The sequence below is a fragment of the Actinoplanes sp. CA-051413 genome, assembly GCF_050955795.1.
Taxonomy (GTDB): domain Bacteria; phylum Actinomycetota; class Actinomycetes; order Mycobacteriales; family Micromonosporaceae; genus Actinoplanes.
Window position 1 is genome coordinate 1,232,888 of sequence record NZ_CP192100.1, and the last position, 26,166, is coordinate 1,259,053.

The 26,166-nt window shown below is 70.0% G+C and carries 24 protein-coding genes, 1 other RNA gene and 2 pseudogenes; 18 read left to right on the plus strand and 9 right to left on the minus strand.

Annotated features, from left to right (window positions below):
• Positions 1–16: 16 nt before the first annotated feature.
• The 4 genes from mtrB (at position 17) to hpf (ending at position 5,246) form a co-directional block, all read left to right on the plus strand.
• A complete protein-coding gene (gene mtrB / locus ACQP2Y_RS05855) occupies positions 17–1,711 on the plus strand; it encodes an MtrAB system histidine kinase MtrB (RefSeq protein WP_433731772.1) in 1,695 nt (564 codons plus the stop codon).
• The gene (locus ACQP2Y_RS05860) at positions 1,708–3,528 is read left to right on the plus strand and encodes an LpqB family beta-propeller domain-containing protein (RefSeq protein ID WP_433725275.1); all 1,821 of its coding nucleotides are present in this window, start codon (positions 1,708–1,710) and stop codon (positions 3,526–3,528) included. Before mtrB ends, ACQP2Y_RS05860 begins: the two co-directional genes overlap by 4 nt.
• Before the next feature lie 10 nt (positions 3,529–3,538).
• Positions 3,539–4,378, plus strand: a complete 840-nt coding sequence (locus tag ACQP2Y_RS05865) for a ComF family protein (protein WP_433725277.1) — start codon at positions 3,539–3,541, stop codon at positions 4,376–4,378.
• A gap of 247 nt (positions 4,379–4,625) precedes the next feature.
• The gene (gene hpf / locus ACQP2Y_RS05870) at positions 4,626–5,246 is read left to right on the plus strand and encodes a ribosome hibernation-promoting factor, HPF/YfiA family (RefSeq protein ID WP_433725279.1); all 621 of its coding nucleotides are present in this window, start codon (positions 4,626–4,628) and stop codon (positions 5,244–5,246) included.
• A gap of 43 nt (positions 5,247–5,289) precedes the next feature.
• On the opposite strand, the gene ACQP2Y_RS05875 is transcribed toward hpf, so the two are convergent.
• A complete protein-coding gene (locus tag ACQP2Y_RS05875; RefSeq protein ID WP_433725281.1) occupies positions 5,290–6,423 on the minus strand; it encodes a GNAT family N-acetyltransferase in 1,134 nt (377 codons plus the stop codon).
• Complete coding sequence (locus ACQP2Y_RS05880; protein ID WP_433725283.1) at positions 6,420–7,544, minus strand: GNAT family N-acetyltransferase; 1,125 nt, start codon at positions 7,542–7,544, stop codon at positions 6,420–6,422. Before ACQP2Y_RS05880 ends, ACQP2Y_RS05875 begins: the two co-directional genes overlap by 4 nt.
• A gap of 185 nt (positions 7,545–7,729) precedes the next feature.
• Here ACQP2Y_RS05880 and secA point away from each other — a divergent pair.
• Together secA and ACQP2Y_RS05890 are read left to right on the plus strand one after the other, a co-directional pair.
• Positions 7,730–10,250, plus strand: a pseudogene (secA, locus tag ACQP2Y_RS05885) (preprotein translocase subunit SecA); the annotation flags it as partial.
• Between the two features lie 71 nt (positions 10,251–10,321).
• A pseudogene (locus ACQP2Y_RS05890) lies at positions 10,322–10,621 on the plus strand (SEC-C metal-binding domain-containing protein); the annotation flags it as partial.
• Between the two features lie 198 nt (positions 10,622–10,819).
• Here the strand turns inward: ACQP2Y_RS05890 and ACQP2Y_RS05895 are convergent.
• A complete protein-coding gene (locus tag ACQP2Y_RS05895; protein ID WP_433725285.1) occupies positions 10,820–11,473 on the minus strand; it encodes an NAD(P)-dependent oxidoreductase in 654 nt (217 codons plus the stop codon).
• Positions 11,474–11,563: 90 nt separating this feature from the next.
• On the opposite strand from ACQP2Y_RS05895, the gene ACQP2Y_RS05900 reads away from it, so the two are divergent.
• A complete protein-coding gene (locus ACQP2Y_RS05900) occupies positions 11,564–11,947 on the plus strand; it encodes a winged helix-turn-helix transcriptional regulator (protein WP_433725287.1) in 384 nt (127 codons plus the stop codon).
• A gap of 997 nt (positions 11,948–12,944) precedes the next feature.
• On the opposite strand, the gene ACQP2Y_RS05905 is transcribed toward ACQP2Y_RS05900, so the two are convergent.
• The 3 genes from ACQP2Y_RS05905 to ACQP2Y_RS05915 all read right to left on the minus strand — a co-directional run bounded on the left by ACQP2Y_RS05905 (position 12,945) and on the right by ACQP2Y_RS05915 (position 14,388).
• Positions 12,945–13,532 (minus strand): Rv3235 family protein, encoded by a 588-nt coding sequence (locus tag ACQP2Y_RS05905; protein WP_433725289.1) that lies wholly within the window; start codon positions 13,530–13,532, stop codon positions 12,945–12,947.
• 107 nt (positions 13,533–13,639) lie between these two features.
• Positions 13,640–13,852, minus strand: coding sequence for a helix-turn-helix domain-containing protein (locus ACQP2Y_RS05910; protein WP_433731774.1), 213 nt, complete (start codon positions 13,850–13,852; stop codon positions 13,640–13,642).
• A gap of 65 nt (positions 13,853–13,917) precedes the next feature.
• Positions 13,918–14,388: an Lrp/AsnC family transcriptional regulator gene (locus ACQP2Y_RS05915; RefSeq protein WP_433725291.1), complete on the minus strand. Its 471-nt coding sequence runs from the start codon at positions 14,386–14,388 to the stop codon at positions 13,918–13,920.
• A 93-nt stretch (positions 14,389–14,481) separates the two neighbouring features.
• Between ACQP2Y_RS05915 and ACQP2Y_RS05920 the strand changes: the two genes are divergently transcribed.
• Positions 14,482–14,901 (plus strand): rhodanese-like domain-containing protein, encoded by a 420-nt coding sequence (locus tag ACQP2Y_RS05920; RefSeq protein WP_433725293.1) that lies wholly within the window; start codon positions 14,482–14,484, stop codon positions 14,899–14,901.
• Between the two features lie 207 nt (positions 14,902–15,108).
• Positions 15,109–15,570 carry a DUF6912 family protein gene (locus tag ACQP2Y_RS05925; protein ID WP_433731776.1) on the plus strand — a complete coding sequence of 154 codons (462 nt, stop codon included), beginning with the start codon at positions 15,109–15,111 and terminating at the stop codon, positions 15,568–15,570.
• A gap of 5 nt (positions 15,571–15,575) precedes the next feature.
• Here ACQP2Y_RS05925 and ACQP2Y_RS05930 read toward each other — a convergent pair whose 3' ends face one another.
• Positions 15,576–16,721, minus strand: a complete 1,146-nt coding sequence (locus ACQP2Y_RS05930) for a hypothetical protein (RefSeq protein ID WP_433725295.1) — start codon at positions 16,719–16,721, stop codon at positions 15,576–15,578.
• A 124-nt stretch (positions 16,722–16,845) separates the two neighbouring features.
• Between ACQP2Y_RS05930 and pruA the strand changes: the two genes are divergently transcribed.
• From pruA to ssrA, 9 genes are all read left to right on the plus strand, one after another.
• The gene (gene pruA, locus ACQP2Y_RS05935) at positions 16,846–18,474 is read left to right on the plus strand and encodes an L-glutamate gamma-semialdehyde dehydrogenase (protein WP_433725297.1); all 1,629 of its coding nucleotides are present in this window, start codon (positions 16,846–16,848) and stop codon (positions 18,472–18,474) included.
• 277 nt (positions 18,475–18,751) lie between these two features.
• The gene (locus ACQP2Y_RS05940) at positions 18,752–19,267 is read left to right on the plus strand and encodes a PadR family transcriptional regulator (protein WP_125809187.1); all 516 of its coding nucleotides are present in this window, start codon (positions 18,752–18,754) and stop codon (positions 19,265–19,267) included.
• A gap of 66 nt (positions 19,268–19,333) precedes the next feature.
• Positions 19,334–20,446, plus strand: a complete 1,113-nt coding sequence (prfB, locus tag ACQP2Y_RS05945) for a peptide chain release factor 2 (RefSeq protein ID WP_433725300.1) — start codon at positions 19,334–19,336, stop codon at positions 20,444–20,446.
• A gap of 164 nt (positions 20,447–20,610) precedes the next feature.
• The gene (ftsE, locus tag ACQP2Y_RS05950) at positions 20,611–21,291 is read left to right on the plus strand and encodes a cell division ATP-binding protein FtsE (RefSeq protein ID WP_023358989.1); all 681 of its coding nucleotides are present in this window, start codon (positions 20,611–20,613) and stop codon (positions 21,289–21,291) included.
• A gap of 61 nt (positions 21,292–21,352) precedes the next feature.
• The gene (gene ftsX, locus ACQP2Y_RS05955) at positions 21,353–22,228 is read left to right on the plus strand and encodes a permease-like cell division protein FtsX (RefSeq protein WP_433725302.1); all 876 of its coding nucleotides are present in this window, start codon (positions 21,353–21,355) and stop codon (positions 22,226–22,228) included.
• A 116-nt stretch (positions 22,229–22,344) separates the two neighbouring features.
• Positions 22,345–23,610 (plus strand): M23 family metallopeptidase, encoded by a 1,266-nt coding sequence (locus ACQP2Y_RS05960; RefSeq protein ID WP_433725304.1) that lies wholly within the window; start codon positions 22,345–22,347, stop codon positions 23,608–23,610.
• Positions 23,611–23,688: 78 nt separating this feature from the next.
• Positions 23,689–24,165, plus strand: coding sequence for an SsrA-binding protein SmpB (gene smpB, locus ACQP2Y_RS05965; RefSeq protein WP_433725306.1), 477 nt, complete (start codon positions 23,689–23,691; stop codon positions 24,163–24,165).
• Between the two features lie 45 nt (positions 24,166–24,210).
• Positions 24,211–24,864: a cellulose binding domain-containing protein gene (locus ACQP2Y_RS05970; protein ID WP_433725308.1), complete on the plus strand. Its 654-nt coding sequence runs from the start codon at positions 24,211–24,213 to the stop codon at positions 24,862–24,864.
• A gap of 53 nt (positions 24,865–24,917) precedes the next feature.
• Positions 24,918–25,293: a transfer-messenger RNA gene (gene ssrA / locus ACQP2Y_RS05975) on the plus strand.
• Between the two features lie 162 nt (positions 25,294–25,455).
• On the opposite strand, the gene ACQP2Y_RS05980 is transcribed toward ssrA, so the two are convergent.
• Both ACQP2Y_RS05980 and ACQP2Y_RS05985 read right to left on the minus strand, forming a co-directional pair.
• Positions 25,456–25,830 carry a type II toxin-antitoxin system VapC family toxin gene (locus ACQP2Y_RS05980; protein WP_433725310.1) on the minus strand — a complete coding sequence of 125 codons (375 nt, stop codon included), beginning with the start codon at positions 25,828–25,830 and terminating at the stop codon, positions 25,456–25,458.
• Positions 25,827–26,078: a type II toxin-antitoxin system Phd/YefM family antitoxin gene (locus ACQP2Y_RS05985; protein WP_433725312.1), complete on the minus strand. Its 252-nt coding sequence runs from the start codon at positions 26,076–26,078 to the stop codon at positions 25,827–25,829. Before ACQP2Y_RS05985 ends, ACQP2Y_RS05980 begins: the two co-directional genes overlap by 4 nt.
• Between the last annotated feature and the right edge of the window lie 88 nt (positions 26,079–26,166).

Below are 26,166 nucleotides of genomic sequence, written 5' to 3' on the forward strand. Positions count from 1 at the left end.
TCCCGCCTGGCTACCGATGCCCATCCGCCGCACCCTGAGGGTGGTGCGGCGGCAATGGCGCATCGGCGTGCGCCACGGCCTCCGGCTTTCCGCACCCGCCCGCCGCGCCTGGCGCCGCTCGCTGCACCTGCGCGTGGTGACCCTGACCCTGGTGACCTCCAGCCTGCTGGTCGGCGGCTTCGGCTGGTTCATCGCCGACCGCAGCACCCAGATCCTGCTGGACCGGGCCGTGGACGAGGTCAAGGCGCAGATGCAGGGCAAGGTGGAATACGCCTACCAGCAGCTCTCCGTCCACCGTCAGGTGCGAGACCAGGAGCTGCCGGCGACCATCAGCGCCACGGTCGACCGGCTCGCCGACGGCGACTCCACCGAGAGCGGCGGCGCGATCGTCTCGTTGCGGGCCGACACCATCCCCGACATCAAGCCGGACTCCTCGATCACGGTCGAGACCGAGCCGCTGATCACCCGCGACATGGTGCGCCTGGTGGCCGGGTCCGAGCAGGTGGCCCAGCAGATCCGCACCCTCGAGGTGGCCGGGGCGCGGACCAAATACCTGGTGTACGGCTCCCCGGTGCCCACCAGCTTCGGTCACGTCGAGCTCTACTACCTCGTGCCGCTGACCACCGAGGACCGGGCGGCCAACCAGATCCGCACCACGGTGCTGGTCACCGGGCTGGCCCTGGTCATCCTGCTGGGGATCGTCGCCTGGCTGGTCACCCGGATGGTCGTCACGCCGGTACGGGTCGCCGCCCGCACCGCCCAGCGGCTCTCGGCCGGCCTGCTCGACCAGCGCATGAAGGTCGACGGCGAGGACGACCTGGCCCTGCTGGCCGCCTCGTTCAACCAGATGGCGGCCAACCTGCAGCGTCAGATCGTCCGGCTGGAGGAGATGTCCCGGTTGCAGCGGCGTTTCACCTCCGACGTGTCGCACGAGCTGCGCACCCCGCTCACCACCGTCCGGATGGCGGCCGATCTGATCTTCTCCGAGCGCGAGGACTTCGACCCGGCGGTGGCCCGCAGCGCCGAGCTGCTGCAGGCGGAGCTGGACCGGTTCGAGAGCCTGCTCACCGACCTGCTGGAGATCAGCCGGTTCGACGCGGGCTTCGCCGCCCTCGACGCCGAGCACACCGACCTGGTGCCGATCGTCGAGCGGGTCGCGGAGCGCCTCGCCGGGCTGGCCGAGCGGGTCGGCGTCAGCATCGAGCTGCGCCTGCCCGACACCCCGGTCATCGCCGAGGTCGACCCGCGCCGCATCGAGCGGGTGCTGCGCAACCTGGTCGGCAACGCCGTCGAGCACGGCGAGGGCCGGCCGGTGGAGGTCACTCTGGCCACCGACGAGGCGGCCGTGGCGGTCACCGTGCGCGACCACGGCGTCGGTCTCAAACCGGGGGAGGAGCGCCTGGTGTTCAACAGGTTCTGGCGGGCCGACCCGTCCCGGGCCCGGCAGACCGGCGGCACCGGGCTGGGCCTGTCCATCTCCGTCGAGGACGCGCGGCTGCACGGCGGCTGGCTGGAGGCCTGGGGCGAGCCCGGCGGCGGCGCGCAGTTCCGGCTCACCGTGCCGGTGCGGTCCGGGGATCGCCTGGTCGCCGCGCCGCTGCCGCTGATCCCGCGGGACCGCGCGGTGGACGCGGTGCCGCTCGCCATCGCGGCGGCGCCCACCGGCGCCGCCGACGGGATCACCGACGAGGCCGCCGAGGTGGTCCGGTGACCCGGCGGCTGCGCACGCTCCTCGCTGTCCCGCTGGTGGCCGCGCTGCTGGCCGGCGGCTGCGGCATCCCGGACAGCACCGAGGTCCAGCGGGTCGGGCCGGGACCGTCGACCGGCGTCTCGACCGGTGAGGACGTCACCCCCACCCGGCACGACCGTCTCGCCGGCTCGGATCCCGCCACCTTCGTGCGCTACTACCTGGAGGCGGCGGCCGGCGACCCGAACACCGCGATGGAACGGGTCAAGCAGTTCCTCTCACCGACAGCCGCCTCGTCGTTCGAGCCGGCGGCCGAGGTCCGGGTCGTCCACCTCGTCGACACCCCGCTGGTCAACCCGGGCAGCATCGACGTGCTGCTGCGCGCCCAGACGGTCGGCGTGCTCAACCACAACGGCATTCTCGACCCGGCCGCGGATGGCTACGCGCAGGAGTACACCTTCACCGTGTCGAGCACGTCCGGCCAGACCGGGCTGTTCGTCACCAAGGCGCCCCCCGTGCTGCTGATCTCCGACGACGCCCTGGACCGGTTCTACGAGCGGCGCAAGCTCTACTTCTGGAACCACGAGTACACCGGCCTGGTCCCCGACGAGCGGTACATGCCCCGTGACCTGCCGTCGGAGCAGCAGCCCAACGAGATCATCAAGTGGCTGATCGCCGGACCGTCACCCTGGCTCGGCAACGCGGTGGAGATCCTGCCCGAAGGCACCGCCCTGGACGGCAACGTGCCCGCCCCCAGCGGCGGGAAGCTGCAGATCAACCTCAGTGGTCAGGCGGTGCGCCCGCCCGACGACCAGACCAAGCTGGACCGGCTGCGGCGCCAGCTCATGTGGTCGCTGCGGCGGTCCGGCCAGTGGGACACCCTCGAGCTCAAGGTCGGCAACCAGAACAGCGTCGAGTACACCGGCACCGACTACTACACGAGCAACGCGGCCTACGCGCTGGAGACCACGCCGGAGCGGTTCCTGGTCTACAACGGCCAGGTGCGCCGGATGTCCGGCTCGCCGTACGCCTCGGATCCGGTGCCGCTGCTGCGCCCGGAGGACAACCGTTTCGTCCGGGCCGCCGCGCTGGCCGGCTCCGGCAGCCGCCGCTTCGCCGCCCTGGTGGTCACCGCGGGGGGTCGCGAGGAGTTGCGGGTGGGCGCCGGCGCCGCCGACGAGAAGGTCGCCCTGGCCAAGATCAGCCCCCTGCCCAAGGGCACGACGGGCCAGCCGGTCTGGGCGATCACCTCGACCGAGCCCACAGCGCCGGCCATCGGTCTGGTCACGGTCGGCGGCAGGCTCTACAGCTTCACCTCGGACAGCCCTCAGCTGACCAAGGTCGACGGGGCCGGCGACGGCATCACGGCGGTGGCGGTCGCGCCCGACGGCCGGCGCGTGGCGCTGGTCTCGCGGGGCCGGCTCTCCGTCGCGGCGTTGTCCACCGCCGGCGACAGCGTCCGGATGCTGCCCGCGGAGCAGATCCTCACGGCGCCGTTGAAGCAGGTCAGCGCGGTCGACTGGAGCAGCGAGACCTGGCTGACGGTGGCCGGCGGCCGGGTCGACAAGAGCCGGGTGGCCATCTTCGAGATGACCATCGACGGCTCGTTCGTCTCCGAGCGGCTCGCCGACATCGGCACGGAGAGCGTGAGCTACCTGACGGCGTACCCGGTCAGCCCGGTCAGTGGCACGGACAGCTCCGACACGATCGCGTACGTGGCCAACGGGGACGCCTTCGACGTGCTTTCCGACCCGGTCCGGATCAGCGTGGCCGACCTCGCCGTCCCGGTGCCGAACCCGCCGTCCGGGGTCAAGCCCACCTCCCCGTCCTTCCTGCGCTGAACGGAGCGGCATGCCGACGGCACGATGGTCCCGGCTGGGCGCGGACCTGGCCGACCTGGTGCTGCCCAGCGCCTGCGCCGGCTGCGGTGCCGAGCGGGTGCCGCTGCGCTTCGGGGTCTGCGCCGGCTGCGTGGCGTCCCTGGAGGCCCTGACGCCCTTTCCGACCGCTCCGGTGCCACCACCACCGGGGATGCCGTTCTGCACGGCTGTCGGGCCGTACGCGGGGCCGGTGCGGGGTGTGCTGCTGGCGTACAAGGAGAAGGGCCGGCACCGGCTCGCCCGGCCGCTGGGATCGCTGCTCGCCGTGGCGGTCGCCGAGGCCGCCCGGCGAGGCGGTGCCGGGCCGCGGACCCCGGTGCACCTGATCCCGGTCCCGTCGACCGCGGCCGCCGCGCGGGAACGCCACGGTGACCACATGGCGCGACTGGCCGCACACACCGTGCGGCGGCTGCGCGCGGCCGGCTGGGACGCTGACGTCGTCCAGCCGCTGCGCGCGCTCCCACGGGCGGACTCAGCGTCACTGGACGTAGCCGGTCGCGCTGCGGCGGCTGAGAATTCGCTGCGAATCAAGGGTGCCCGGATCCGGATTCCGCGACGCGGGCCGACGATGAGGGGCACGCTGATAGTGGTCGACGACATCGTCACGACCGGGGCCACGCTGGCCGCGGTGGCGGGTCGTCTGCGGGAGGCGGACATGCAGGTCACCGGGGCCGCGGTCGTGGCGGCCACCAGGCTGCGCGCCGGCCGGTCGCCGTACCGGGTCCGGGCGCCCACCGGGGCCCCGCCAGGGCCGAAAGTCACCGGGTCCGTTCCCCGAACGAGGGGTGACGGGCGGGCGTCAGCAGGTTAGCGTCTTGGTGACGAGGGTAAGCGGCCACGACTTACCCGCCACCGGAGCCAAGCCGGCAGCCCGCCTCTTCAGGGGCCCGGCCCGCCGCACCGGAAAGGAGCGTCCTCGTAAGCCGATTCGGTGATTTGCGTGGGTTCGCTCCGTGATCCCGGGCCACACCGAAGCCGGCACACCGCGTCGCAGTACGGCGCCCCCGGCACCCCGTCGCAGGGCGCCCGCAAGATCGTAACGTTGGGGGAGGTCACGAGTGGACATTGTCGTCAAGGGCCGCAACGTAGAGGTTCCCGATCACTACCGGGAACATGTCGCAGACAAGCTGTCGAAGGTCGAACGCTACGACCAGAAGCTGATCAGGGTCGACGTGGAGCTCTTCCACGAACGCAATCCCCGGCAGGCGGACAACTGCCAGCGCGTCGAGATCACCGTGGTGACCAGGGGGCCGGTGATCCGTGCCGAAGCGTGTGCCAAGGACTTCTATGCCGCGCTGGACTGCTCTTTCAACAAGCTCGACGGGCGCCTGCGCCGCGCCGCGGACCGTCGTCGCGTGCACCGGGGACGGCACGCGCCGGTATCCGTCGCCGAAGCCACCGCCAAGCTCCCGACCGATCTGCCGAGCCTGACGCCGCAGCCCGAGGAGTCGCCGGTCGCGACCGACCTCATGGAGCACGAGGACAACCAACCCTGGCGCATCGTGCGGGAGAAGGAACACCCCGCCGATCCGATGACCGTCGACGACGCTCTCTTCCAGATGGAGCTCGTCGGCCACGACTTCTATCTGTTCCATGACAAGGAGAGCGGCCGGCCCAGCGTCGTGTACCGGCGCCGAGGGTACGACTACGGCATTCTCAGCCTGGAAGCAACGGCCTGAGCTGAGGAGAAGCCCTCCGGCTGGCGTGCGGTGATCCCGCGCGTCAGCCGTCGAGGCGCACCACGTCCGCCAGCAGATCCTCGGCCAGCAGGGCGTACTGCACGTCGTCGCTGCGCCGGCCGTCGCTGCCCGGCAACCGCGAGCGCAGGTACGCCTCCCGCTTGAAGCCCGCCTTCTCCAGCACCCGCTGCGAGGCCAGATTGGCCGGCAGGGCACCCGCGATCAGCCGGGCGACACCCGTCTCGGCGAACGCCCACAACGACACCAGCTGCGTCGCCCGGGTCGCGTAGCCGCGCCCCCGCCAGCCCCGCAGCATGCTGTAGCCGATCATCGCCTGCCCGGTGCGCGGCTCCTGGTAGTACAACCCGATCTCACCCGCGTTCCGGCCGGTGGTGGCGTCGGTGATGACCATGTCCGCCCGTTCGCCGGCGAGCCAGTGCGCGGCCGCCCACGCGCACCGCCGGGTCACGTCCTCAGCCGTCGGCGCGGTCGGTGGCACGGCGGTGGCCACGACCTCCGGCAGGTGGTGCAGCTCGGCGTAGAAGTCGGCGTCGTCGCTGGTCAGTGGGCGTACCGTGACGACGCCGTCGGTCAGCTCGCCGCCCGGCAGGTCCGGCAGCAGCCGCTCGGTGGGTCCCGGCTCGTCGCCGGCCAGCCGGGCGTAGGCCAGCAGATCGTCGCGGCCGCCGTCGCGGTTGGGCAGCACCCCGCGGCGTACGCCCTCCGGCCGGAAGCCGGCCGCCAGCGCGACCCGCTGGCTGGGCGCGTTCTCCCGGTGGGTGAGCAACTCGATCCGAGCCATGCCGGTGTGGAACGCGTGCTCGGTCAGCGTGCGCACCGCCGCCACCGCGACGCCGCGGCCGCGGGCCCACGGGCCGACCCAGTAGCCCACTTCGCACTGGCCGCGGTGCGGCACCACCTTGTCCAGGCCGATCCCGCCGAGCAGCCGGTCGGTCAGCGGGTCGGCGATCGCCCAGAGCCCGCCGCCGTCGGCGAACATGCCCGGCGCCACGTCGCGGACGTACTCGCGCGCCTGGGCGTGGGTGAACGGCACCGGCAGCGGCGGCATGAAGCGCTGGAGCACCGGATCGGCGTAACCGGCCACGAGATCGTCGACGTCGCGGGGCGCGAGGCCGCGCAGCCGTACGCCGGGCCCCGACAGAGTCGCAACGATCATGGCAAGTCACCTTCCACCAGCGAGCCCACCCAGCAGTCCCGCCGTCCACCGCCGGTCCGCAGGGCCTGCCGCAACAGACCTTCGACCGTGAAGCCTGCCTTCTCCGCCACCCGCCGCGATGCATCGTTGCCCACCTCGGCGCGCCACTCGATCCGGCTCAGCCCCAGGTCGGCGAAGCCCCAGCGGCAGATCTCCCGCACCGCGGCGCCCGCGTAGCCGCGCCCGCGCGACCGCGGCCCGACCGCGAAACCGACCTCGCCCACCGCCGGGTCGCCGGGCCGGATCCGCAGATCCACCGAGCCGGCGTACGCGTCCGCGGCGTCGGCGATGGCGAAGACCGCCTCGACACCCCGGGCCCACCGGCGCGGGACGTTGCGGTCCACATGCGTACGGGCGTCCTCCGCTGTGTACGGCTGCGGCACCCCGAACCAGCGCGCGGTCTCCGGGTCGGAGCGGCACTCGACGATGCCCGGGATGTCGCGGCGTTCCGGCGGGCGCAGGGTGACCACCCCGGCGGGCAGCGTCGGATGGGCCCCGGCGAACGTGCGGGCTGAGCGGCGTACCGGATCGGGGACATCTGCGCCCGCGGCCGTGAGGTCGCCGGGAAGCAGGGCGCCCAGCCATTTGTCCGGGCTCTCGGGCCCGGTGCCGGGCTGCTCACCGATCATCGTGAAGCCGAGCCGTAGCGCCGTCAGGCGGGAGGGATGGTTGCCGACCGTGGCCCGCCAGTCGACCCGGGTCAGGCCCAGCCCCGCGCCGAAGGCCCACTGCAACAGAGCCCGAGCGGCCCGCTCGGCGACCCGGCGGCCGCGCGCCCAGGGCGCCGTCCAGTAGCCGAGCCCGGCCGTGCCGGCGTCGCGGTCGATCGCGATGAGCGCCACACTGCCGGCCAGCTCCCCGCCGTCGAACACGCCCAGGTGCAGGGCGGTGCCCTCGGCGAGCCGGCGGGGTGCGAACTCGCCGACGAAGGCGGCGGCGTCCGAGATCCGGTACGGCCACGGCAGGCCGGTGAGCCGGCGATGCAGTTCCGGATCCTGACACGCCCGGCAGACCGCCTCCGCGTCCCGGGCGTGCCAGGAGCGCAGGAGCAAGTCACCGGTACGGATCGCGACCGTGTCCACGCCGACATCGTGCCCCGACACGCCCTGGCCCGGCAAAAGGTTGCAGCGGCCGGTCCGGATGCGCTGTCAGCGAACTTGTCACCCCGTTTCACCCTCTTTGCGAGGTTAACCGGAGGCTCGGGTCACGGTCGCCCAGACAAGACGCCTACGATGGTTCGGCAGACCGTCTAGGGGAGCGTTGACCCGTGTCGATTTTGGAAAAATTCCTGCGCGCCGGCGAAGGCCGCATGGTGCGACGGCTCAAGGCGATCGCGAACGCGGTCAACTCGATCGAGGACGACTACACCGACCTCACCGACGACGAGTTGCGTGAGTGCACCGAGCAGTTCAAGGAGCGCGTCGCCGACGGCGAGTCGCTCGACTCGCTGCTGGTGGAGGCGTTCGCGGTGGCCCGTGAGGGTGCCCGGCGGGTGCTGGGGCAGCGTGCCTTCGACGTCCAGCTCATGGGCGGCGCCGCGCTGCACTTCGGCAACATCCCGGAGATGAAGACCGGTGAGGGCAAGACCCTGACCGGCGTCTTCCCGGCCTACCTCAACGCGCTGAGCGGCGAGGGCGTGCACATCATCACGGTGAACGACTACCTCGCCCAGCGTGACGCCGGGTGGGTCGGCCGCGTGCACGTGTTCCTCGGCCTGACCGTCGGCGTGATCCTGCCGAACAGGCCGGCTGCCGAGCACCGGGCCGCCTACGAGTGCGACATCACGTACGGCACCAACAACGAGTTCGGCTTCGACTACCTGCGCGACAACATGGCGTGGTCGGCGGCCGAGCTGGTCCAGCGCGGCCACAACTTCGCCATCGTCGACGAGGTCGACTCGATCCTCATCGACGAGGCCCGTACCCCGCTGATCATCTCCGGCCCCGGCGAGCACTCCGCCCGCTGGTACGGCGAGTTCGCCGCCCTGGTGGCCCGCCTGCAGAAGGGCAAGGACGGCGAGGGTGACTACGAGGTCGACGAGGCCAAGCGCACCGTCGCGGTCACCGAGCGCGGCGTCTCCCGGGTCGAGGACCGCCTCGGCATCGACAACCTGTACGAGTCGGTGAACACCCCGCTGGTCGGCTACCTCAACAACGCCATCAAGGCCAAGGAGCTCTACCGCAAGGACAAGGACTACATCGTCGACGAGAACGGCGAGGTCCTGATCGTCGACGAGTTCACCGGTCGCATCCTGCACGGCCGCCGCTACAACGAGGGCATGCACCAGGCCATCGAGGCCAAGGAAGGCGTCGAGGTCAAGCAGGAGAACCAGACCCTGGCGACCATCACGCTGCAGAACTACTTCCGGCTCTACAACAAGCTCGGCGGCATGACCGGTACGGCGCAGACCGAGGCCGGCGAGTTCAACCAGGTCTACAAGGTCGGCGTCGTGTCCATCCCGACGCACCGCCCGATGATCCGCATCGACCACCCGGACGTCATCTACAAGACCGAGAAGGCCAAGTTCAACGCGGTCATCGAGGACATCGCGGAGCGGCACGCCACCGGCCAGCCCGTCCTGGTCGGCACGGTCTCGGTGGAGAATTCCGAGATCCTCTCGACGCTGCTGCGCAAGCGCGGCATCCCGCACAGCGTGCTGAACGCCAAGTTCCACGCGCAGGAAGCCACGATCATCGCGCAGGCCGGCCGCAAGGGCGGCGTCACGGTGGCCACCAACATGGCCGGCCGCGGCACCGACATCCTGCTCGGCGGCAACCCCGAGTTCCTCGCCGCGAGCGAGCTGCGCCAGCGCGGCCTGGACCCGGACGAGTCCCCGGACGAGTACGCCAAGGCGCTCGAAGAGGTCCTGCCGGTCTGGAAGGAAGCCTGCGAGGTGGAGGCCGCCGAGGTCATCGCTGCCGGCGGCCTGTACGTCCTGGGCACCGAGCGGCACGACTCCCGCCGCATCGACAACCAGCTCCGCGGTCGCTCCGGCCGCCAGGGCGACCCGGGCGAGTCCCGGTTCTACCTGTCGCTGCAGGACGACCTGATGAAGCGGTTCCGCGCCGGTGCGGTCGAGGCGGTCATGGACCGCTTCAACATCCCCGAGGACGTGCCCATCGAGTCGAAGATGGTCACCCGGCAGATCCGCAGCGCCCAGACCCAGATCGAGGGCCAGAACGCGGAGATCCGCAAGAACGTCCTCAAGTACGACGAGGTGCTGAACAAGCAGCGCATGGTCATCTACGCCGAGCGCAAGCGCGTGCTCGACGGCGAGGACATGCACGACCAGGCCCAGCACATGATCAACGACGTGGTCGAGGACTACGTCCGCGCGGCCACCTCCGACGGCTACGCCGAGGACTGGGACCTCGACCAGCTCTGGGTCAACCTCAAGCGCCTCTACCCGGTCAGCGTCACCATCGACGACCTGGTGGAGAACAGTGGTGGCGAGCGCAGCACCCTCGACCAGGAATACCTGTTCGAAGAGCTGAAGAAGGACGCCCAGGCGGCGTACGCGGCCCGCGAGGAAGAGCTCGGCGAGGACGCGGTCCGCGAACTCGAGCGCCAGGTCCTGCTCGCGGTGATCGACCGCAAGTGGCGCGAGCACCTGTACGAGATGGACTACCTGCAGGAAGGCATCAGCCTGCGGGCGTACGCCCAGCGCGACCCGGTGGTCGAATACCAGCGCGAGGGCTTCGACATGTTCAACCAGATGATGGAGGGCATCAAGGAGGAGGCTGTCGGCTTCCTCTTCAACCTCGAGGTCCAGGTCGAGGAAGCCCCCACCGTCACGGTCGACCCGAGCCAGGCCGTCGCCCTGCCGGGCACCTCAACCGACGGCGAGGGCGACTCGCGGGTCGAGGTCCGCGCCAAGGGCCTGGGCGGCAACCGTCGCCCGCAGGCCCTGCAGTACACGGCGCCGACAATCGACGGCGAGGCCGGTGCTGGTGCGCCGCAGATCCAGCAGGAGCAGCAGGCTCCGGCTCTCGGTCTGGGGTCTCCCGTCGTTCCGGCTGGTCCGGCTCACGGGTCGGCCAACCGGCCGCGGAGCTCGGGGCAGGCTGAGGCCAGCAACGGGCCTTCTCGGAACGCTCCTTGCTACTGCGGGTCGGGCAAGAAGTACAAGCGGTGCCATGGGGCGCCTGGGGTCTCCTGATCCGTTCTTTTGAAATTACGGCCTCGCAGGGTTTTGCTCTGCGGGGTCGTTTTTCTTTTTGTTTGTGGGTGGTGGGGCTTGGGGGGCGGGGATGGCCCACGCAGCTCGTCAGGCTTGATATCTGCGTGGGCCATCCCCGCCCCCCCAAGCCCGCTGTGGGCACGGAACTGCATTTTCTCCGGGTGGTGGTCGGGGCTTTCAGTAGGCCAGGTTTACGTGGGCTCGGTTGTGGGATTGCTTTTCGATGAGGTCTACAAGGCCGATGGCGTAGTCGGCGCCGGAGATGGAGCCGCCGTCTTCGGGCTGGACGGCGATTTCGTCGCCCAGGCGGTACTTGCCCAGGCGCTCGCCCGGGGCGTATGAGCCGAAGTTGGCTGCGGGGCTCACGAAGACCCAGTTCAGGGTTTCCGGGGTGGCGGGGAGGTCGTCGGTGATCAGTGCGGCGCCGGCGAGGATCTCGGCGTGGAATTCGGCCGGGGCGTGGCTGAGGTCCTCTTTGAAACGGGGGGCGTCCGGTGCCGGACGCAGGGACGAGAAGCCGCCGACAACGAAGAGGCGAGCTCCCGCGGCGTCGGCGAGGCGGGCAACCGTGCGGTACACGTCACGGAACGACTCGGCGAGCGGACCACGGGGTGCGAGTGCGGCCACCACGACGTCCGCGCCGGAGATGACCGATGACAGGGCCGCTTCCTCTGTGGCGTCGCCTTGGACGTAGTTCACGCCTGCAAGCGCGTCGGCGTCGGTGGGGAGTGAGCGGCTGAACGCGGTGACCTCATGACCACGAGCGGCGGCCTCAGCGACGATGGCCGATCCGGCGTAGCCGGTGCCACCGATGACGACGATGCGGGACATGAAGTGCCTTCATTCTCAAGCTCGTTGACCCGTGTTCGGGTCGCATGGTTACCGTAAGAGAGCAGATCTCCATCGGGAAGTAGGCACCTTTTGGTAACCACCCAGGCAGGCCCGGCACTCGACGGCGACCCGTACAGCGCCGGCTGCGCGACCCGCCGCATCCTCGACCGCATCGGCGACCGCTGGACCGTTCTGATCGTGGGCGTCCTGGGCGAAGGCGACGCCCGTTTTTCGGAGCTCGGCCGCCGCATCGAAGGTGTCTCTCAGAAAATGCTGACCCAGACCCTCCGCGGCCTGGAACGCGACGGCCTGGTGCGCCGCACGGTCTACCCCGAGGTACCGGTCCGCGTGGAGTACGCCCTCACCGACGCCGGCCGAACTCTGCTGGAACCCCTCCGAGCCCTCCAGAAATGGGCAATCGAACACCTCCCAGACATATCCGCCTCCCAAACCGCCTACGACAACCCCGAATAACCACCCAGCCACCCGCGCCGCGTTGACGGGGTCGGTCTGACTTGGGCCGCGCTGACGGGGCTGCTTCGACGGGTCGCGCTGACGGGCTGCGGTGACTGGGGCGGTTGACGGGGTCGCGCTGACCAGCCGCGGTGACGGGGTCGCGCTGACCAGCCGCGGTGACGGGGTCGCGCTGACGGGGTCGCGCTGACGGCGCCGCTTCGACGGGTCGGGTTGATGGGTCGCGTGACGGGGCTGCGGTGACTGGGTTGGGTTGATGGGTCGCGGTGACGGGGCTGCGGTGACTGGGTCGGGTTGATGGGTCGCGCTGACTGGGGTCGGGCTGAGGGGGCGTGCACTGACTCGGGCCGGCTGACTTGGGTCGGGCTGGCTTGGGTCAGGCTTGCTTGGGTGGGGCTTGCTTGGGTGGGGCTGACTTGCGCCGACTTGCATTGCGCCGATTTGCGTTGCAACTGATTCGGGCCGCGCTGACCTGAGCTGCGCTGACCCGAGTCGCGTTGCGCTGACGGAGGTGGCGCTGACGACGACCTCGCGCAGATCTGCGGTGAATGCGGCATCGCCTTCGGATTGGCGGTGACGGGTGGCGCTGCTGGAGGGCGCTGGCGGGTGCGTGCTTAAGGTCGCGCTGACTGGAATTGCGCTGGCTCGTGTTGCGGTGACTCGCGCCACGCTGACCCGGGGCGCTGACAGGATCGCGCTGAACCGGGTCGTGCCGACCAGAGTTCAACCGCCTGACCGCCTGACCGGCCGGCGGCCGGGCCGGGCGGATGGGGTGTCCGCACACAGCTCATCTGCCCGGTCACTCAGCCCGCAGCTAGTGCAAATGCCGGACCACAACGGGCTTGGGGGCGGGGATGGCCCACGCAGACATCAAGCCTGACGGGCTGCGTGGGCCATCCCCGCCCCCAAGCCCCCACCGCAACCACCGAAAGTGAAACCCAGGACGCCCACCGCCAAAGAAGCACACCGACCGCCCCGGGCAGCTCAAATAAACCGATCAAATGAACCGAAGAACAGAAGCCACCCAAACCCCGTCATGAAGCTCAAGCCGAAGAGCCAAGGCATGAGTCCGCTCACCCAGCAGAAGAACAGCCGCCGCCTCCACCGCCCCCTCCCGCGGCTCGCAAAGCCGAAGCCGAACCACCGCAGCAGGAGCAGGCCGCCGAGGACGAGGCGCCCGGCCAGCGGTACGAGCTTGCCAGGCCTCGCTCACCCGCCGAGCCCCGGCCAACCCCTGAGCCACCACGTTCGCCGCCTCGCGAGGCTGGGACAGGCTCCGGAGATGGGCCGCCGGGCGATACCCGTTCAGCACCTCGACGCACATGCCGACGAACCGCCGGACCGCCAACTTCGCCTCCGCTGACGCCCCGGTCACCACAGTCCGCCGGACCGGCGGAGGGGGCGGCTCGGCCGGATGCTGCGGTGGCCGCGCCGGGACCGCCCAGTCGAGGGCCAGCTGGTGCGGCGAGGGCCAGGTGTGCGGGTCGCGTTCGTCGTCGAACGGGGGCTCGTGGCGGGGCGCCGGCCGCAGCCTGATCGCAGGCCTCGGACCCTGCCTTGTCACCTCGACCGTCGACATGGGCATCCGCCAATCCTTGCGTTTGCTTCCGTTTGCCTACGACAACGAGTGTGGCGGGACGCGTCGAGGTACGTCAATGGCGGGCTTCAGCCCTGTGGACAACGGAAGGTCGACTACTCGGTGTCGCGGTCGGTCAGCGGGTTCTGTTCCACCCAGGAGGCCGTCTCCGCGTACTTCTCTTCGATGTACTGCTCGAGTTTGGCGCGTTCCACGCGCCACTGGCCGCGGCCGCCGATCTTGATCGCGGGCAGCTCTCCCTTGCGGACCATGTGGTAGACCTGCGAGTCCGAGACGTTCAGCTCGGCCGCCACGTCGGACAGCAGCATGAACCTGGACTCCACGCCTGATCTCCCTACGCCGGTCGGTCCGGCCTCAGTTTGCCACCGTTTGACTACGACGGTTGATTCTGATCCCCAGGCGCGAGGGCGCGGCCCGGCAGCGGGCTTGAGTAGACCACGCTGGTGGTGACCGCGCCGAGGCCGGAGATCCGTCCGGTGACCTCTTCCAGGTGGCGCATCGAGCGGGTCAGCACCTTGAGCACGAAGCAGTCCTCGCCCGTCACGTGGTGCGCCTCGATGATCTCCGGCGTGGTGTCCAGCAGTGCGTGGAACGGCCGGTAGTTTCCCGTCGGGTAGCGCAGCCGGACCATCGCCATGATCTGCAGACCGACGCGTTCCGGGTCCACCACCGCGCGGTAGCCGGCGATCACCCCGGCCTCTTCCATCCGGCGGACGCGTTCGGCGACGGCGCTCGGTGACATCGCCACCACCCGGGCCAGGTCCGCGTACGAGGCCCGGCCGTCGCGCTGCAACTCCTCGAGCAGGCGCCAGTCGGTCCGGTCGATCGTGGGATCAACGGTCATGGCGGGAAACTACCGTTGATTCGAGCGCCCTGCCAAGTACAGACCGTGGACAGGCCCTGCTGGTGCCGGGCTCCGGAAAATAGCGTTGGGGCCATGATTACTCCTGCGCGAGCGGCCGAGATCTTCGCCGAGCGTCTTGCCACCGAGACCGACGTTTCCGACGTCCAGGCCGCACTGAGCACCGGGTCGCCCGGCTTCGTGCTCATCGATTCCCGTTCGACCGCTTCCTGGGAGCAGGGCTACATCCCGGGCGCCCTGCACCTGCCGACCGCCGACATTCCCAAGCGCGCCGCCGAGCTGCTCGACCCGGCTGTTCCCGTCGTCACGTACTGCTGGGGTCCTGGCTGCAACGGCGCGACCAAGGCCGCCCTGGCCCTCGCTCAGCTGGGGTATTCGGTCCGCGAGATGCTCGGCGGCGCCGAGTACTGGGTGCGGGAGGGGTTCGCCCTGCGTACCCCGGACGGGGAGGTGGCCCGGGACGCCGACCCGCTGGTGTCGCCATGCGGGTGCTGACCGCCGACTGAAAGCCGGGCGGGTGCTGACCGCCGACTGAAAACCGGGCGGGTGCTGATCGTCTGCTGAAAACGCCGAAAGGGACACGACCAGTGGAACTGCCCTTCCGGTAGCCTCCCCGGCGGTGTACTACGGGGACGGTCAATCGCAGGGGGAACAGTGCCGATCACCGATCTGGTCCGGGTGTACGTGCCGGCCACCGTACCGATGCTCGCCGAGATGCGGGCGTCCGGGCAGCTCAGCGCGGGACCGACGGTCGCGCATGCCGTGACCCCGGCGCTGCGCGAGTGGTACGCCGAGGGCGACGAGGAGGAGCTGGAGTACGTGGCCTTCACCCGCGCCGCCCAGGCCGCCCTGCAGCTCCTGCGGCACGACCCGAAGGCCCCGCGCCGGCGGGTGGTCGTCTCGGCCGACGTGGCCTCGACGGCGCTGGTGCGCGAGGACGTCGAGCTGGGTTCCAGCACCGTGCGCCTGCCGCAGGCGGTGTCCCTCAAGGAGGTCGCGTCGATCCACGTCGACGGTGAGAGCGCCGCCGAGGACGTCGGCGCCGCCGCCGACGTGGTCGAGGAGGCCCTGGCCGGGGATCCCGACGCCCAGTTCACGGTGGACGGGGCCGAGGATCACGAGCTCGAGTGGTACGCGGTCAGCGAACTCGACGAGCTGCTCTGATCGGGTCAGTCGTCGTGCCGCGCCGATACGGTCTGCGGCTCGTCGGCCCGCGCGGTCTCGCCGGATCCGGCCGCTTGTCCGTCCCGGGCGGGCGGCTCACTCCCGGCCGGCTCATTCTCGTCGGGGTCGACCGGTCGCTCGTCCCGGGCCGCCCGCTCGATCTCGTCCGGGTCGGCGGCCTGCCGGGGCGGCGCGGCCGGGGCCTCGGCGGTGGACTCAAAGGCCGGGGCCGCCGGGCCGAGCGTCCGGCCCACCGCGATGATCGCCGTGAACGCGCCCACGAAGAGCACGACGAGGCCGTTGTTGAGCCGCGACCCGCTCAGCATCTGCTGGACCGTGAGCTCCAGCTCGCTGACCTTGCCGGCCAGCTCCAGCACCCGCGAGCCGGCCGTGCGGGTCAGCCCCTCGCCGATGACCAGCAGCAGGCCGGGGCCCGCGCCGGCCAGTGCGTACAGCGGCCAGCGCAGGTCCGGGCCGGCGGCGCCGCGCCGGGCCCGGCGCAGCACGCGGTACGCCACCAGGGCCCCCGCCACGCCGCTGAGCACCGCCTGGACCAGGCCGAACCAGCCCGCGGCGTTGGTGCGTGAGGCAGCCGAGTCGCCCGAGCCGAGCACCGGCAGCAGCATGTCCTGCAGGACGTTGAGCACGAAGCCCACGACGAAGACCGTGATCGCGCCCCAGCAGACCGCCGCGGTCACCCGCCGGTAGCGGAACCCGGCAAGGGCTCCGCCGATCGTCGCCGCGGCCGCGACCGTGCCGCCGACGACCGCGTACAGCCAGCCCTCGGTGTTGATCGTGATGATCGAGAGCGCGCCCAGCAGGCCGACCGCCAGGCCGGTCCCGGTCGCGATGATGAAGCGGACCGTGACGCCCGGGGTGCGGCCGCCGCGGGTCAGGAAGGCGAGGACGGCCAGGGCGACAGCCGCGCCGGTGACCAGGCTCGCGGAGATCGCGCCGGGCATCGCGTACGCCGTCGACGTGACCTCCATCTCGGCGCTTGGGCGACCCGTGATCGTGGCCCGGGCCGACCAGAGCATCCCGGCCATCCAGACCAGGCCGACGGCGGCCAGCAGCAGCCCCCGCGAGGGCGCCTCCTCCGTGCCGTTCTGAGCGCCCTGGGCCGCGTTGACCTCGCTGTCCGCCTCACTCATGGCCCTCAGGGTACGCGGGCCCCCAGCGCCCCGTGAGGGCACCGGAACGCCGTTGTCCGCGTGCGAGGATGGACCGCGACACACAATGTCGTGACCAGGAACCCACAAGGTTGAGGAGTACGTGATGGACGCCCTGCTTGCCGTGCCGGAGCCGCGGAACGAGCCGGTCCGCAGCTATGCCCCGGGGAGCCCCGAGCGGGCCTCGTTGCAGTCGCGGCTGGACGCGATGGCCGGCGAGCGCCTCGATCTCACGATGACGATCGACGGCAACCGCAAGCTCGGCGGCGGCGCTGCGATCGAGGTCGTCCAGCCGCACAAGCGGCACCACGTCCTCGGCGTCGCCGGCAATGCCACGCACGAGGACGCCGCCGCCGCCGTTGCCGCGGCCAAGCGGGCCGCGAAAGGCTGGCGGGCCCTGCCGTTCAGCGAGCGGGCCGCGGTGTTCCTGCGCGCCGCCGAGCTGCTGGCCGGCGGCTGGCGCGACACCCTGAACGCGGCGACGATCCTGGGCCAGTCCAAGTCGGTGTACCAGGCGGAGATCGACGCGGCCTGCGAGCTGATCGACTTCCTGCGCTTCAACGTCGCGTTCGGCGAGAAGATCCTCGGCGAGCAGCCGCAGTCCTCGCCCGGGGTGTGGAACCGCTTCGACCACCGCCCGCTCGAGGGCTTCGTCTACGCGATCACCCCGTTCAACTTCACCGCCATCGCCGGCAACCTGCCCTCGGCTCCCGCGCTGATGGGCAACACGGTGGTCTGGAAGCCGTCGCCGACCCAGCAGCTCTCGGCGCACTTCACCATGCGGCTGTTCGAGGCGGCCGGCCTGCCGCCCGGCGTGATCAACATGGTGACCGGCGACGGTCTGGCCGTCTCGGACGTGGTGCTGGCCGATCCGGACCTGGCCGGCATCCACTTCACCGGCTCGACGGCCACCTTCCGGCACCTGTGGCGCGAGGTGGGGTCGAACATCGACCGCTACAAGTCGTACCCGCGGCTGGTGGGGGAGACCGGTGGCAAGGACTTCGTCTTCGCGCACGCCAGTGCCGACGCGGACATGCTGCACACGGCGCTGCTCCGCGGTGCCTACGAATACCAGGGCCAGAAGTGCTCGGCCGCGTCCCGCGCCTACGTGCCGCGCTCCATCTGGGAGGGCGGCCTGCGTGATCGGCTCGCGGCCTCGGTCTCCTCGATCCGGTACGGCGATGTCACCGACCTGTCCACCTTCGGCGGCGCCGTGATCGACGGCCGGGCGTTCGCCAAGCACGCCGCGGCGCTCGACCGGATCAAGAACAGCGCCTCCTGCACCGTGCTGGCGGGCGGCACCGCTGACGACAGCGAGGGCTGGTTCGTCGCACCGACCCTCGTGGAGTCCACCGACCCGGCGCACGAAGTCTTCACGACCGAGTACTTCGGGCCGATCCTCGGCGTGCACGTCTACGAGGACGACTCCTTCGCCGACACGGTGGCCCAGGCCGAATCCGTCTCGCCGTACGCGTTGACCGGCTCCATCTTCGCCACTGACCGCTCGGTCGTGGACTGGGCCGCCACCGCCCTGCGCGACGCGGCGGGCAACTTCTACATCAATGACAAGCCGACCGGTGCGGTGGTGGGGCAGCAGCCCTTCGGCGGCGCGCGGGGCAGTGGCACCAACGACAAGGCCGGCTCGGTGCTGAACCTGCACCGGTGGGTCTCGCCGCGGACGATCAAGGAGACCTTCGAGGCTCCGACGTCCTGGCAGTACCCCCATATGGGCTGATCGTCCGGGTTTGCGGGCCGTTGCGTGTTCTTCACGTGGCGGCCCGCTATCTTCGCGGGAGCGCCGACCTGGTTTGCCGGGGTTGGCGACCTAGAGCGCCGTCTGACCGTTTTCGTGAACCATTTTACCTCGCGAGAGTCGTCCTCAACGGCAAAACGCCCGGTCCCGACCCTCGTGGTCGGACTGTCTGTGCGGGACAGTCGCTTGTGGAGACGCAAATTGGACGGATCGGGCGAAATCCTGGACGCCGGGACGACAAAGTGGCAGCTTAGAAGGCATGCCCGACTCTCAAATCAATCCCACGGCTGCCGCCCTTCTGGGCCTGCTCCACGAGGGCCCGATGACCGGTGGACAGCTCATGGCGGCTGCCGAACGCCGCCTCGGGCCGTACTGGTCGATGACGCGGAGCCAGGTCTACCGCGAATTGCCCGTGCTGGCCGAGATGGGCTTCGTCCGCCTCGGCAAGCCCGGGCCGCGGTCCAGCCAGCCCTACGCCATCACCGCCAGCGGCAAGCGCGCGTTCAGTCGCTGGCTCGCCGAGTCGCCCGGTCGCGACGCGATCCGTAACCCGGTCGCGTTGCGGGTCGCCTTCGGCCAGCAGCACTCCGGTAACCAGCTCAAGACGCTCTACACCGGGGCCAACGAGTACCACTCGGAGGCTCTGGCGATGGCTCGCGAGCAGGCCAAGGAGGCCAAGAAGGCCGGTGACGCGTACGGCGCGGCCGCCCTGGAGTTCGCGGTCGCGTACCACAAGGCGGCCCTGAGCTGGCTGAAAGTGGCCCCGGCGGAGTAGCCCCGTTATCACGAAACAACGGCCGCCCGGCCGGTTGACCGGCCGGGCGGCGTATTCTCGACAGTCGTGAGTGCAGCCGACTTTCCCGAACAGCTCAAAGCCCTCGACGCCACCCTGCGCAACATCGAGAACGTCCTCGACGTGGACAAGCTGCGCCGAGACAAGGCGGAGCTCGAGGAGCAGGCCTCCGCCCCCGACCTGTGGGACGACCAGGCGCGGGCCCAGGAGGTCAACTCCCGGCTGTCGTACCTCAGTGGCGAGATCTCCCGGCTGGAGCGGCTCCGCCTGCGCATCGACGACGCCGAACTGCTGCTCGAGATGGCCCGCGAGGCCGGCGACGAGGACTCCGTCGCCGAGGTCGGCCAGGAGCTCATCTCCCTGAGCAAGGCCGTCGAGGAGATGGAGGTCCGCACCCTGCTCTCCGGCGAGTACGACTCCCGCGAGGCCGTCGTGGCCATCCGCGCGGGCGCCGGCGGCGTGGACGCCGCCGATTTCGCCGAGATGCTGATGCGGATGTATCTGCGCTGGGCCGAGCGGCACGGTTACCCGACGGAGGTCTACGAGACCTCGTACGCCGAGGAGGCCGGCCTCAAGTCCGCGACCTTCGCCGTCAAGGTTCCGTACGCCTACGGCACGCTCAGCGTCGAGTCCGGCACCCACCGGTTGGTGCGGATCAGCCCGTTCGACAACCAGGGGCGGCGGCAGACCAGCTTCGCCGGTGTGGAAGTCATGCCGGTGGTCGCACAGACCGACCATATCGACATTCCGGACAACGAACTGCGGACGGACGTCTACCGTTCGTCCGGTCCCGGTGGACAGAGCGTTAACACCACCGACTCGGCGGTGCGCCTCACGCACATTCCGACGGGCATCGTGGTGACGTGTCAGAACGAGAAATCTCAGCTGCAGAACAAGGCCTCCGCGATGCGGGTGCTCCAGGCGCGACTGCTCGAACGCAAGCGTCAGGAGGAGGAGGCGAAGATGGCCGGCCTCAAGCAGGACACCACCGGATCGTGGGGCGACCAGATGCGCAGCTATGTCCTTCACCCGTACCAGATGGTCAAGGATCTGCGCACTGAGCAGGAGACGGGCAACCCGAGCTCGGTCTTCGACGGCGACCTCGACGAGTTCATCCAGGCGGGCATCCGGTGGCGCAAGCAGACCCAGATCAAGGCCTGAGCGGGCGCCGACACGCCGCCTGAACGAACGGTCAGGCGGCGTTCGCCGGGTCGGTGTTCCGGGGTGCCCGCACGGGGGAGGGGTGCCTCGCCGGCGCTGAATGTGCCAAAATCCTGCCCCCGCCGGACTTGGAGTTTTCGTTACACCGCGTAGACTCTCGACCCGTGATTCAGCTCGAGAACGTGACGAAGACGTATCCGAAGGCGTCTCGGCCGTCGTTGGACGATGTCAGCGTCGGTATCGAGAAGGGTGAGTTCGTCTTCTTCATCGGCCCCTCCGGTTCCGGCAAGTCGACGATCATCAAGCTTTTGCTGCACGAGGTGGCCCCCTCGCGCGGCAAGGTCGTGGTGAACGCGAAGGATGTCACCACCATGCGGTCGTGGAAGATCCCGCACTTCCGGCGCTCCATCGGATGTGTGTTCCAGGACTTCCGCCTGCTGCCCAACCGCACCGCGTACGAGAACGTGGCGTTCGCCCTCGAGGTGATCGGCAAGACCAAGGCCGTCGCCCGCCGGGTGGTGCCCGAGGTTCTCGAGCTCGTCGGTCTGGGCGGCAAGGAGCACCGCTACCCCCACGAGCTGTCGGGCGGTGAGCAGCAGCGTGTCGCCGTGGCCCGGGCGTTCGTCAACCGGCCGCTCATCCTGCTGGCCGACGAGCCCACGGGCAACCTCGACCCCGACACCTCCATCGAGATCATGCGACTGCTGGACCGGATCAACCGGACCGGCACGACGGTCGTGATGGTCACCCACGACTCCAACATCGTCAACCAGATGCGCCGCCGGGTCATCGAGATCGAAAGCGGACGGATCGTCCGCGACCAGGCCCGAGGCGTGTACGGCTGACAGCCGGGCCCCGCCCACCCTGCATCTGAAGTAAGCCGCGGAGTCCCGAAAGGAACCCCCGATGCGTTTCAAGTACGTCCTCAACGAGGTGCTGGTCGGCCTGTGGCGCAACGTCACGATGACCATCGCCATGATCATCACGATGTCGGTCTCACTGACGATGCTGGGCGCCAGCGTGCTCATGTACATGCAGGTCGACCAGATGAAGAACTACTACTACGGTGAGATCGAGGTTTCGATCTTCCTGCGTGAGGACGTCACCGCCGCGCAGCGCGCCTCGATCGAGCAGCTGCTCAGCACCAACCCGCTCGTCGCCGAGAAGACGTACGAGTCGCGGCAGCAGGCGTACGAGAAGTTCCAGGTGCTCTGGCGGGACTCGCCCGACTTCGTCAAGTCGGTCACCCCGGACAGCCTGCCGGAGTCCTGGCGGGTCAAGCTCAAGAACCCGGAGCAGTACGCCGAGTTCAACTCGCAGATCGAGGGCACTCCCGGCATCCAGGACATCGTCGACCAGCGCGAGCTGCTCGACAAGGTGTTCAAGATCTTCAACGCGATCCAGGTGATGGCCCTGGTGGTCGCCGGCTTCATGGCCATGGCGGCGCTGTTGCTGGTCGGCAACACGATCCAGGTGGCGGCGTACAGCAAGCGCCGTGAGGTCGCGGTCATGAAGCTGGTCGGCGCTTCGAACTGGTTCATCCAGGCCCCGTTCGTGCTCGAGGCGGTGGTGGCCGGCCTGATCGGCGCGATCCTGGGCTTCGTGTTCATCTTCGTCGGCAAGGTGGTCCTGCTGGACGGCCGGTTGCAGGCGCTGACGAACGTGCTGACCCCGATCCCGGACGGGAACGTGTGGCTGATGTTGCCGCTGCTGGCCGGCGTGGGCGCCGGCGTCAGCGCGATCACCGCCTGGATCACTCTGCGGTTCTACCTGAAGGTCTGACCCGTTCCGTCCCGATCGCCGCGCATCCCCCAGGGATGCGCGGCGATTGCGTTTTTTGAGCGATAAGCGGCGCAACCTGCGAATTGTCACCAATAGTCAGAGTACGGTGACTCTTCGTGGACTCCAGTCACTCGCGACACAACCGGTTCACCGTCCTGCTCGCCGCCGGCCTGAGCGTGCTCTGCGCGGCCGCGGTGGCGCTGGCCGCACCCGGTGCCGCCGCCGCTGAGCCGGGGGACGACGCCAAGCGCGCGAGCCGGGCGGTCGACCGGGCCGAGGCGATCCTCGAGCACGCCACCGTGACCGCCCGCAACGCCGCCCGCCGCCTGGCCGCCGCCACAGCCGCGCTGCCCGAGGCCCAGAAGAAGGTTGCCACCAGCCGCGGCGTCGTCGCGGCGGCCTCGGTCCAGGCGGCGACCGCCCGGCGCAAGGCCGACACGGCCCGGGCGTCCTACAACGCCGTGGCGAGCCGCTTCGAGCAGGCTCAGAAACGCGTCGTGGTGGCCCGCGACCGGGTCGACGAGATCGCCGCCGCCTCGTACATGGGCGGCAACTTCGCCACCATCAACCTGCTGGTCGGCGCGCGCGGGCCGCAGGACGCCATGGACCGGCTCGGCCTCGTCGACCAGGTCATGCAGAAGCAGCAGGAGAGTGTCGGCCAGCTGCTGGGGGCGCGGCGCGCTGCCCGTACCGAACAGGACCGGGCCGGACTCGCCAAGCGGGTCGCCGAGGACGCCGAGCGCGAGGCCGCCGACAAGCTCGCGGCGGCGAAGCAGGCGCAGGTCGCGGCCCAGCAGGCCCGCTCCGCGGTCATCAAGCTCGCGCAGAGCCGCCGCTCGGCGCTGGCGGTCGCGCGCTCCCAGCGCGCCGCCGTGCTGGCCAAGTACGAGGCCGCCAAGGCCGAGGAGGCCAGGATCCAGGGTGCGCTGCGCGACTGGGACGACAAGAACGGTGGCGGGGGCGACTACACCGGCGGCAACCTGCTGATGCCCGTGCACGGCTGGAAGTCCAGCAACTTCGGCACCCGCTACGACCCCTACTACCGGGTCTGGCAACTGCACGCGGGCACGGACTTCGCCGCCGGCGGCGGCACCCCGATCCATGCGGCGGCCGGCGGCCGGGTCGTGCAGGCCGGCTGGAGCGGGGGGTACGGCAACTACACCTGCATCAACCACGGCAAGCGCGACGGCCGCAGCTTCTCCACCTGTTACGGCCACCAGTCCAAGATCCTGGTCAACCCCGGCGAGTACGTGCGGCGCGGCGAGGTTATCGGCCGGGTCGGCACCACGGGCGCCTCGACCGGCTTCCACCTGCACTTCGAGACGCGCTTCGGCGGCGTACCGAAGAACCCGCTCGACTATTTACCCGGATGCCTCTGCTGAGGCTCCGCGCGTACCATTGAGGGGTCCGGCCGGTCGGCCGGGCCTTTCTTTTTGCCGCCATCAGCAGGGAGCACACCGATGCCACGCGAACAGGGGCGCAAGGTCGTGGCCTCGAACCGCAAGGCTCGGCACGACTACGCCATCCTCGACACCTACGAGGCCGGCATGGTGCTGACCGGCACCGAGGTCAAGTCGCTGCGCGCCGGGCGGTCGTCGCTGGTCGACGCGTTCGGCCACGAGAACAACGGCGAGATCTTCCTGCACGGCATGCACATCCCGGAGTACACCCAGGGCACCTGGACCAACCACGAGCCCCGCCGGGTCCGCAAGCTGCTGCTCAAGCGCGACGAGATCCACAAGATGATGGGCAAGCTCCGCGAGGACGGCCTCACCCTGGTGCCGCTGTCGGTCTACTTCCACAACGGGTACGCCAAGGTCGAGCTCGGCCTGGCCAAGGGCAAGAAGGCGTACGACAAGCGCCAGGACCTGGCCGCCCGGGACGCGCAGAAGGAGATCAACAAGGCGCTGGGCCGACGTAGCAAGGGCATGGCCTGACCGGTAATGTCGCCGCGGCCCACCCGTCGCGCGAAGGGACCGCAGTTGCCCGGCAAGCACAACACCGTCATCCCCCTGCGCCGGTACACGTTCATCGCCGGGGCGGCCACGCTCCTGGTGGTCCTGGTCTCCTGGGTGGCGATCCGGGCCGTGGGGCCGGCCGAGGCGGACGGCCGCGTCCCGCTGATGGTCCAGCCGACGGTGCCCCTCGGCGGGGCTGAGCTCTCCGTCCCGCCCACGTCCGTCCCGCCGCCCTCAGCCGTGCCGCCCTCGGCGTCGCCCTCCTCGGCCTCGCCGACCCCGGTTCGGTCCTCCCCGCGTCCTTCCCGGTCGCCGAGCAAGAAGCCGGCGCCGCGGCGGACGACGTCACCACCAGCGCCCGCAGCCTCGTTCACGGCGGCATACCGGACCGGCGGGAGCTGGGACCGGGGCTTCATCGCCGGCGTCGAGATCACCAACAAGAGCGGCCCGGCCCGCAACTGGACGGTCCGGGTGAGTTACGACCCCGACGCCGGTGTGCGGGTCGGCAACACCTGGAACGCCCAGCTGACCCGCGACGGGAACACCTTCGTCCTCACCGGCGGCCCGCTCGCACCGGGTGCCACGGCGATGCTCGGCTTCGAGGCGTCGAAGCAGGTCAGGAGCCGGATCCAGCCGACTGCCTGCACCGTCGACGGCGCGCCGTGCGGGCTGGGCTGATACCGGAATGAAGTCCGGGGCCGGACGCGTTAGAGTTGGCGGGTACACAACTGGGGGGTGACTGGTTTCGACTTCGTACGTGGAGACAGGGGAAGCGAGCCGAGGAAGCCGACGTCGTCTCGAGAATCGGTCGTCGGAAACCAATAAGCGCCGATTCCAATCGCGCTGAGTTCGCTCTCGCCGCCTGAGGCGAGTAGCGACTCTGTCGGGCTGAGAACACCTTCGTCTCAGACTTCCGGCATCAGCTAGAAGGTTGGCCAACCGGTCCCGGTCGCGGGGACCGCACGGCGAGATTAATCAGCGACTGGGCCCGTCACGGCATCTTGCTCACGTGAACGCCGGGGCCGAGTAGAGGCATAGTGAGCTGCGCTCGGAGAAGCCCTGACGAAACACCGAAGGACCCGGGTTCGATTCCCGGCACCTCCACGAGGTCCCGAGGCCCTCCTGTCCGCGGAAAGCGCGGACCGGGGGGCCTCGTCATGTCTGCTCCGGGGGCCGAGCCCCCGGAGGCCCCGCGGTGCGGTGGTTGCGCTCGTGCGGTTTGGTTGCGCTCGTGCGGTGGTTGCGCTTGGCCGATCGGTCATGCTGGCGTCAGACGGCCAGCGTTTCGACGTCGTACTTCGGGATCTCGGCGTCGCGGGTCATCAGCGTCAGTCGTTCCACCTGAGCTTGGGCGATGAGCATCCGATCGAACGGATCCCGGTGGATGAGCGGAAGTCGTCCGGCGACGATGCCGTGCTCAGCAGTGAGATCCAGATGCCGGAAGCCGCTGTCGCGGATGCGCTCAGGGAGATCGGCCGGTTTGTCGAGTTTGCCGATCGACTGCTTGATGGCGACTTCCCAGATCGTCGCAGGGCTGACGTAAACGTCGGGTTCGTGGTCGAGCCGGTCCTTGATCTCGGCGGCGAGGGTGGGGTCGTCCGTAAGCCACCAGAGCACGACATGCGTGTGGAGGAGCAGGCTCATGCGAGGCCGAAGTCCCGTGCGATGGACTCATTGACCTCGGGGGAGTCCCAGTCCTCGGCCATGGCAAGTTGGCCGGCAAGGGAGCCTCGGCCAACTCTGTCGACCCTGCGGCTCAACGGGATCACCTTTGCGACCGGGGTGCCGGCTCGGCTGATGATGATCTCTTCGCCGTGCTCAACACGGTCGATGATCCGCGAGAGGTTTGTCTTCGCGTCGCGAATGTTGAACTGCGCGGGTGCCTCGGACATGACGGCCCTCCTTAGCTGAGAGGTTGCCCGATGGCGAGGTGTTGGGCGAGCTTCAACCGTCGCGGATGCGGCAGGGGCTCGATGGCCG

Excerpts from the sequence above, each read along its gene's own strand:
- mtrB (WP_433731772.1), top strand. The coding sequence starts at position 17 with ATGCCCATCCGCCGCACCCTGAGGGTGGTGCGGCGGCAATGGCGCATC.
- ACQP2Y_RS05865 (WP_433725277.1), top strand. The coding sequence starts at position 3,539 with ATGCCGACGGCACGATGGTCCCGGCTGGGCGCGGACCTGGCCGACCTG.
- ACQP2Y_RS05875 (WP_433725281.1), bottom strand. The coding sequence starts at position 6,423 with ATGATCGTTGCGACTCTGTCGGGGCCCGGCGTACGGCTGCGCGGCCTC.
- ACQP2Y_RS05895 (WP_433725285.1), bottom strand. The coding sequence starts at position 11,473 with ATGTCCCGCATCGTCGTCATCGGTGGCACCGGCTACGCCGGATCGGCC.
- ACQP2Y_RS05905 (WP_433725289.1), bottom strand. The coding sequence starts at position 13,532 with ATGCCCATGTCGACGGTCGAGGTGACAAGGCAGGGTCCGAGGCCTGCG.
- ACQP2Y_RS05910 (WP_433731774.1), bottom strand. The coding sequence starts at position 13,852 with ATGCTGCTGTCCGACGTGGCGGCCGAGCTGAACGTCTCGGACTCGCAG.
- ACQP2Y_RS05915 (WP_433725291.1), bottom strand. The coding sequence starts at position 14,388 with ATGACCGTTGATCCCACGATCGACCGGACCGACTGGCGCCTGCTCGAG.
- ACQP2Y_RS05920 (WP_433725293.1), top strand. The coding sequence starts at position 14,482 with ATGATTACTCCTGCGCGAGCGGCCGAGATCTTCGCCGAGCGTCTTGCC.
- ACQP2Y_RS05925 (WP_433731776.1), top strand. The coding sequence starts at position 15,109 with ATGCTCGCCGAGATGCGGGCGTCCGGGCAGCTCAGCGCGGGACCGACG.
- ACQP2Y_RS05930 (WP_433725295.1), bottom strand. The coding sequence starts at position 16,721 with ATGAGTGAGGCGGACAGCGAGGTCAACGCGGCCCAGGGCGCTCAGAAC.
- pruA (WP_433725297.1), top strand. The coding sequence starts at position 16,846 with ATGGACGCCCTGCTTGCCGTGCCGGAGCCGCGGAACGAGCCGGTCCGC.
- ACQP2Y_RS05940 (WP_125809187.1), top strand. The coding sequence starts at position 18,752 with ATGCCCGACTCTCAAATCAATCCCACGGCTGCCGCCCTTCTGGGCCTG.
- ftsX (WP_433725302.1), top strand. The coding sequence starts at position 21,353 with ATGCGTTTCAAGTACGTCCTCAACGAGGTGCTGGTCGGCCTGTGGCGC.
- smpB (WP_433725306.1), top strand. The coding sequence starts at position 23,689 with ATGCCACGCGAACAGGGGCGCAAGGTCGTGGCCTCGAACCGCAAGGCT.
- ACQP2Y_RS05980 (WP_433725310.1), bottom strand. The coding sequence starts at position 25,830 with ATGAGCCTGCTCCTCCACACGCATGTCGTGCTCTGGTGGCTTACGGAC.
- ACQP2Y_RS05985 (WP_433725312.1), bottom strand. The coding sequence starts at position 26,078 with ATGTCCGAGGCACCCGCGCAGTTCAACATTCGCGACGCGAAGACAAAC.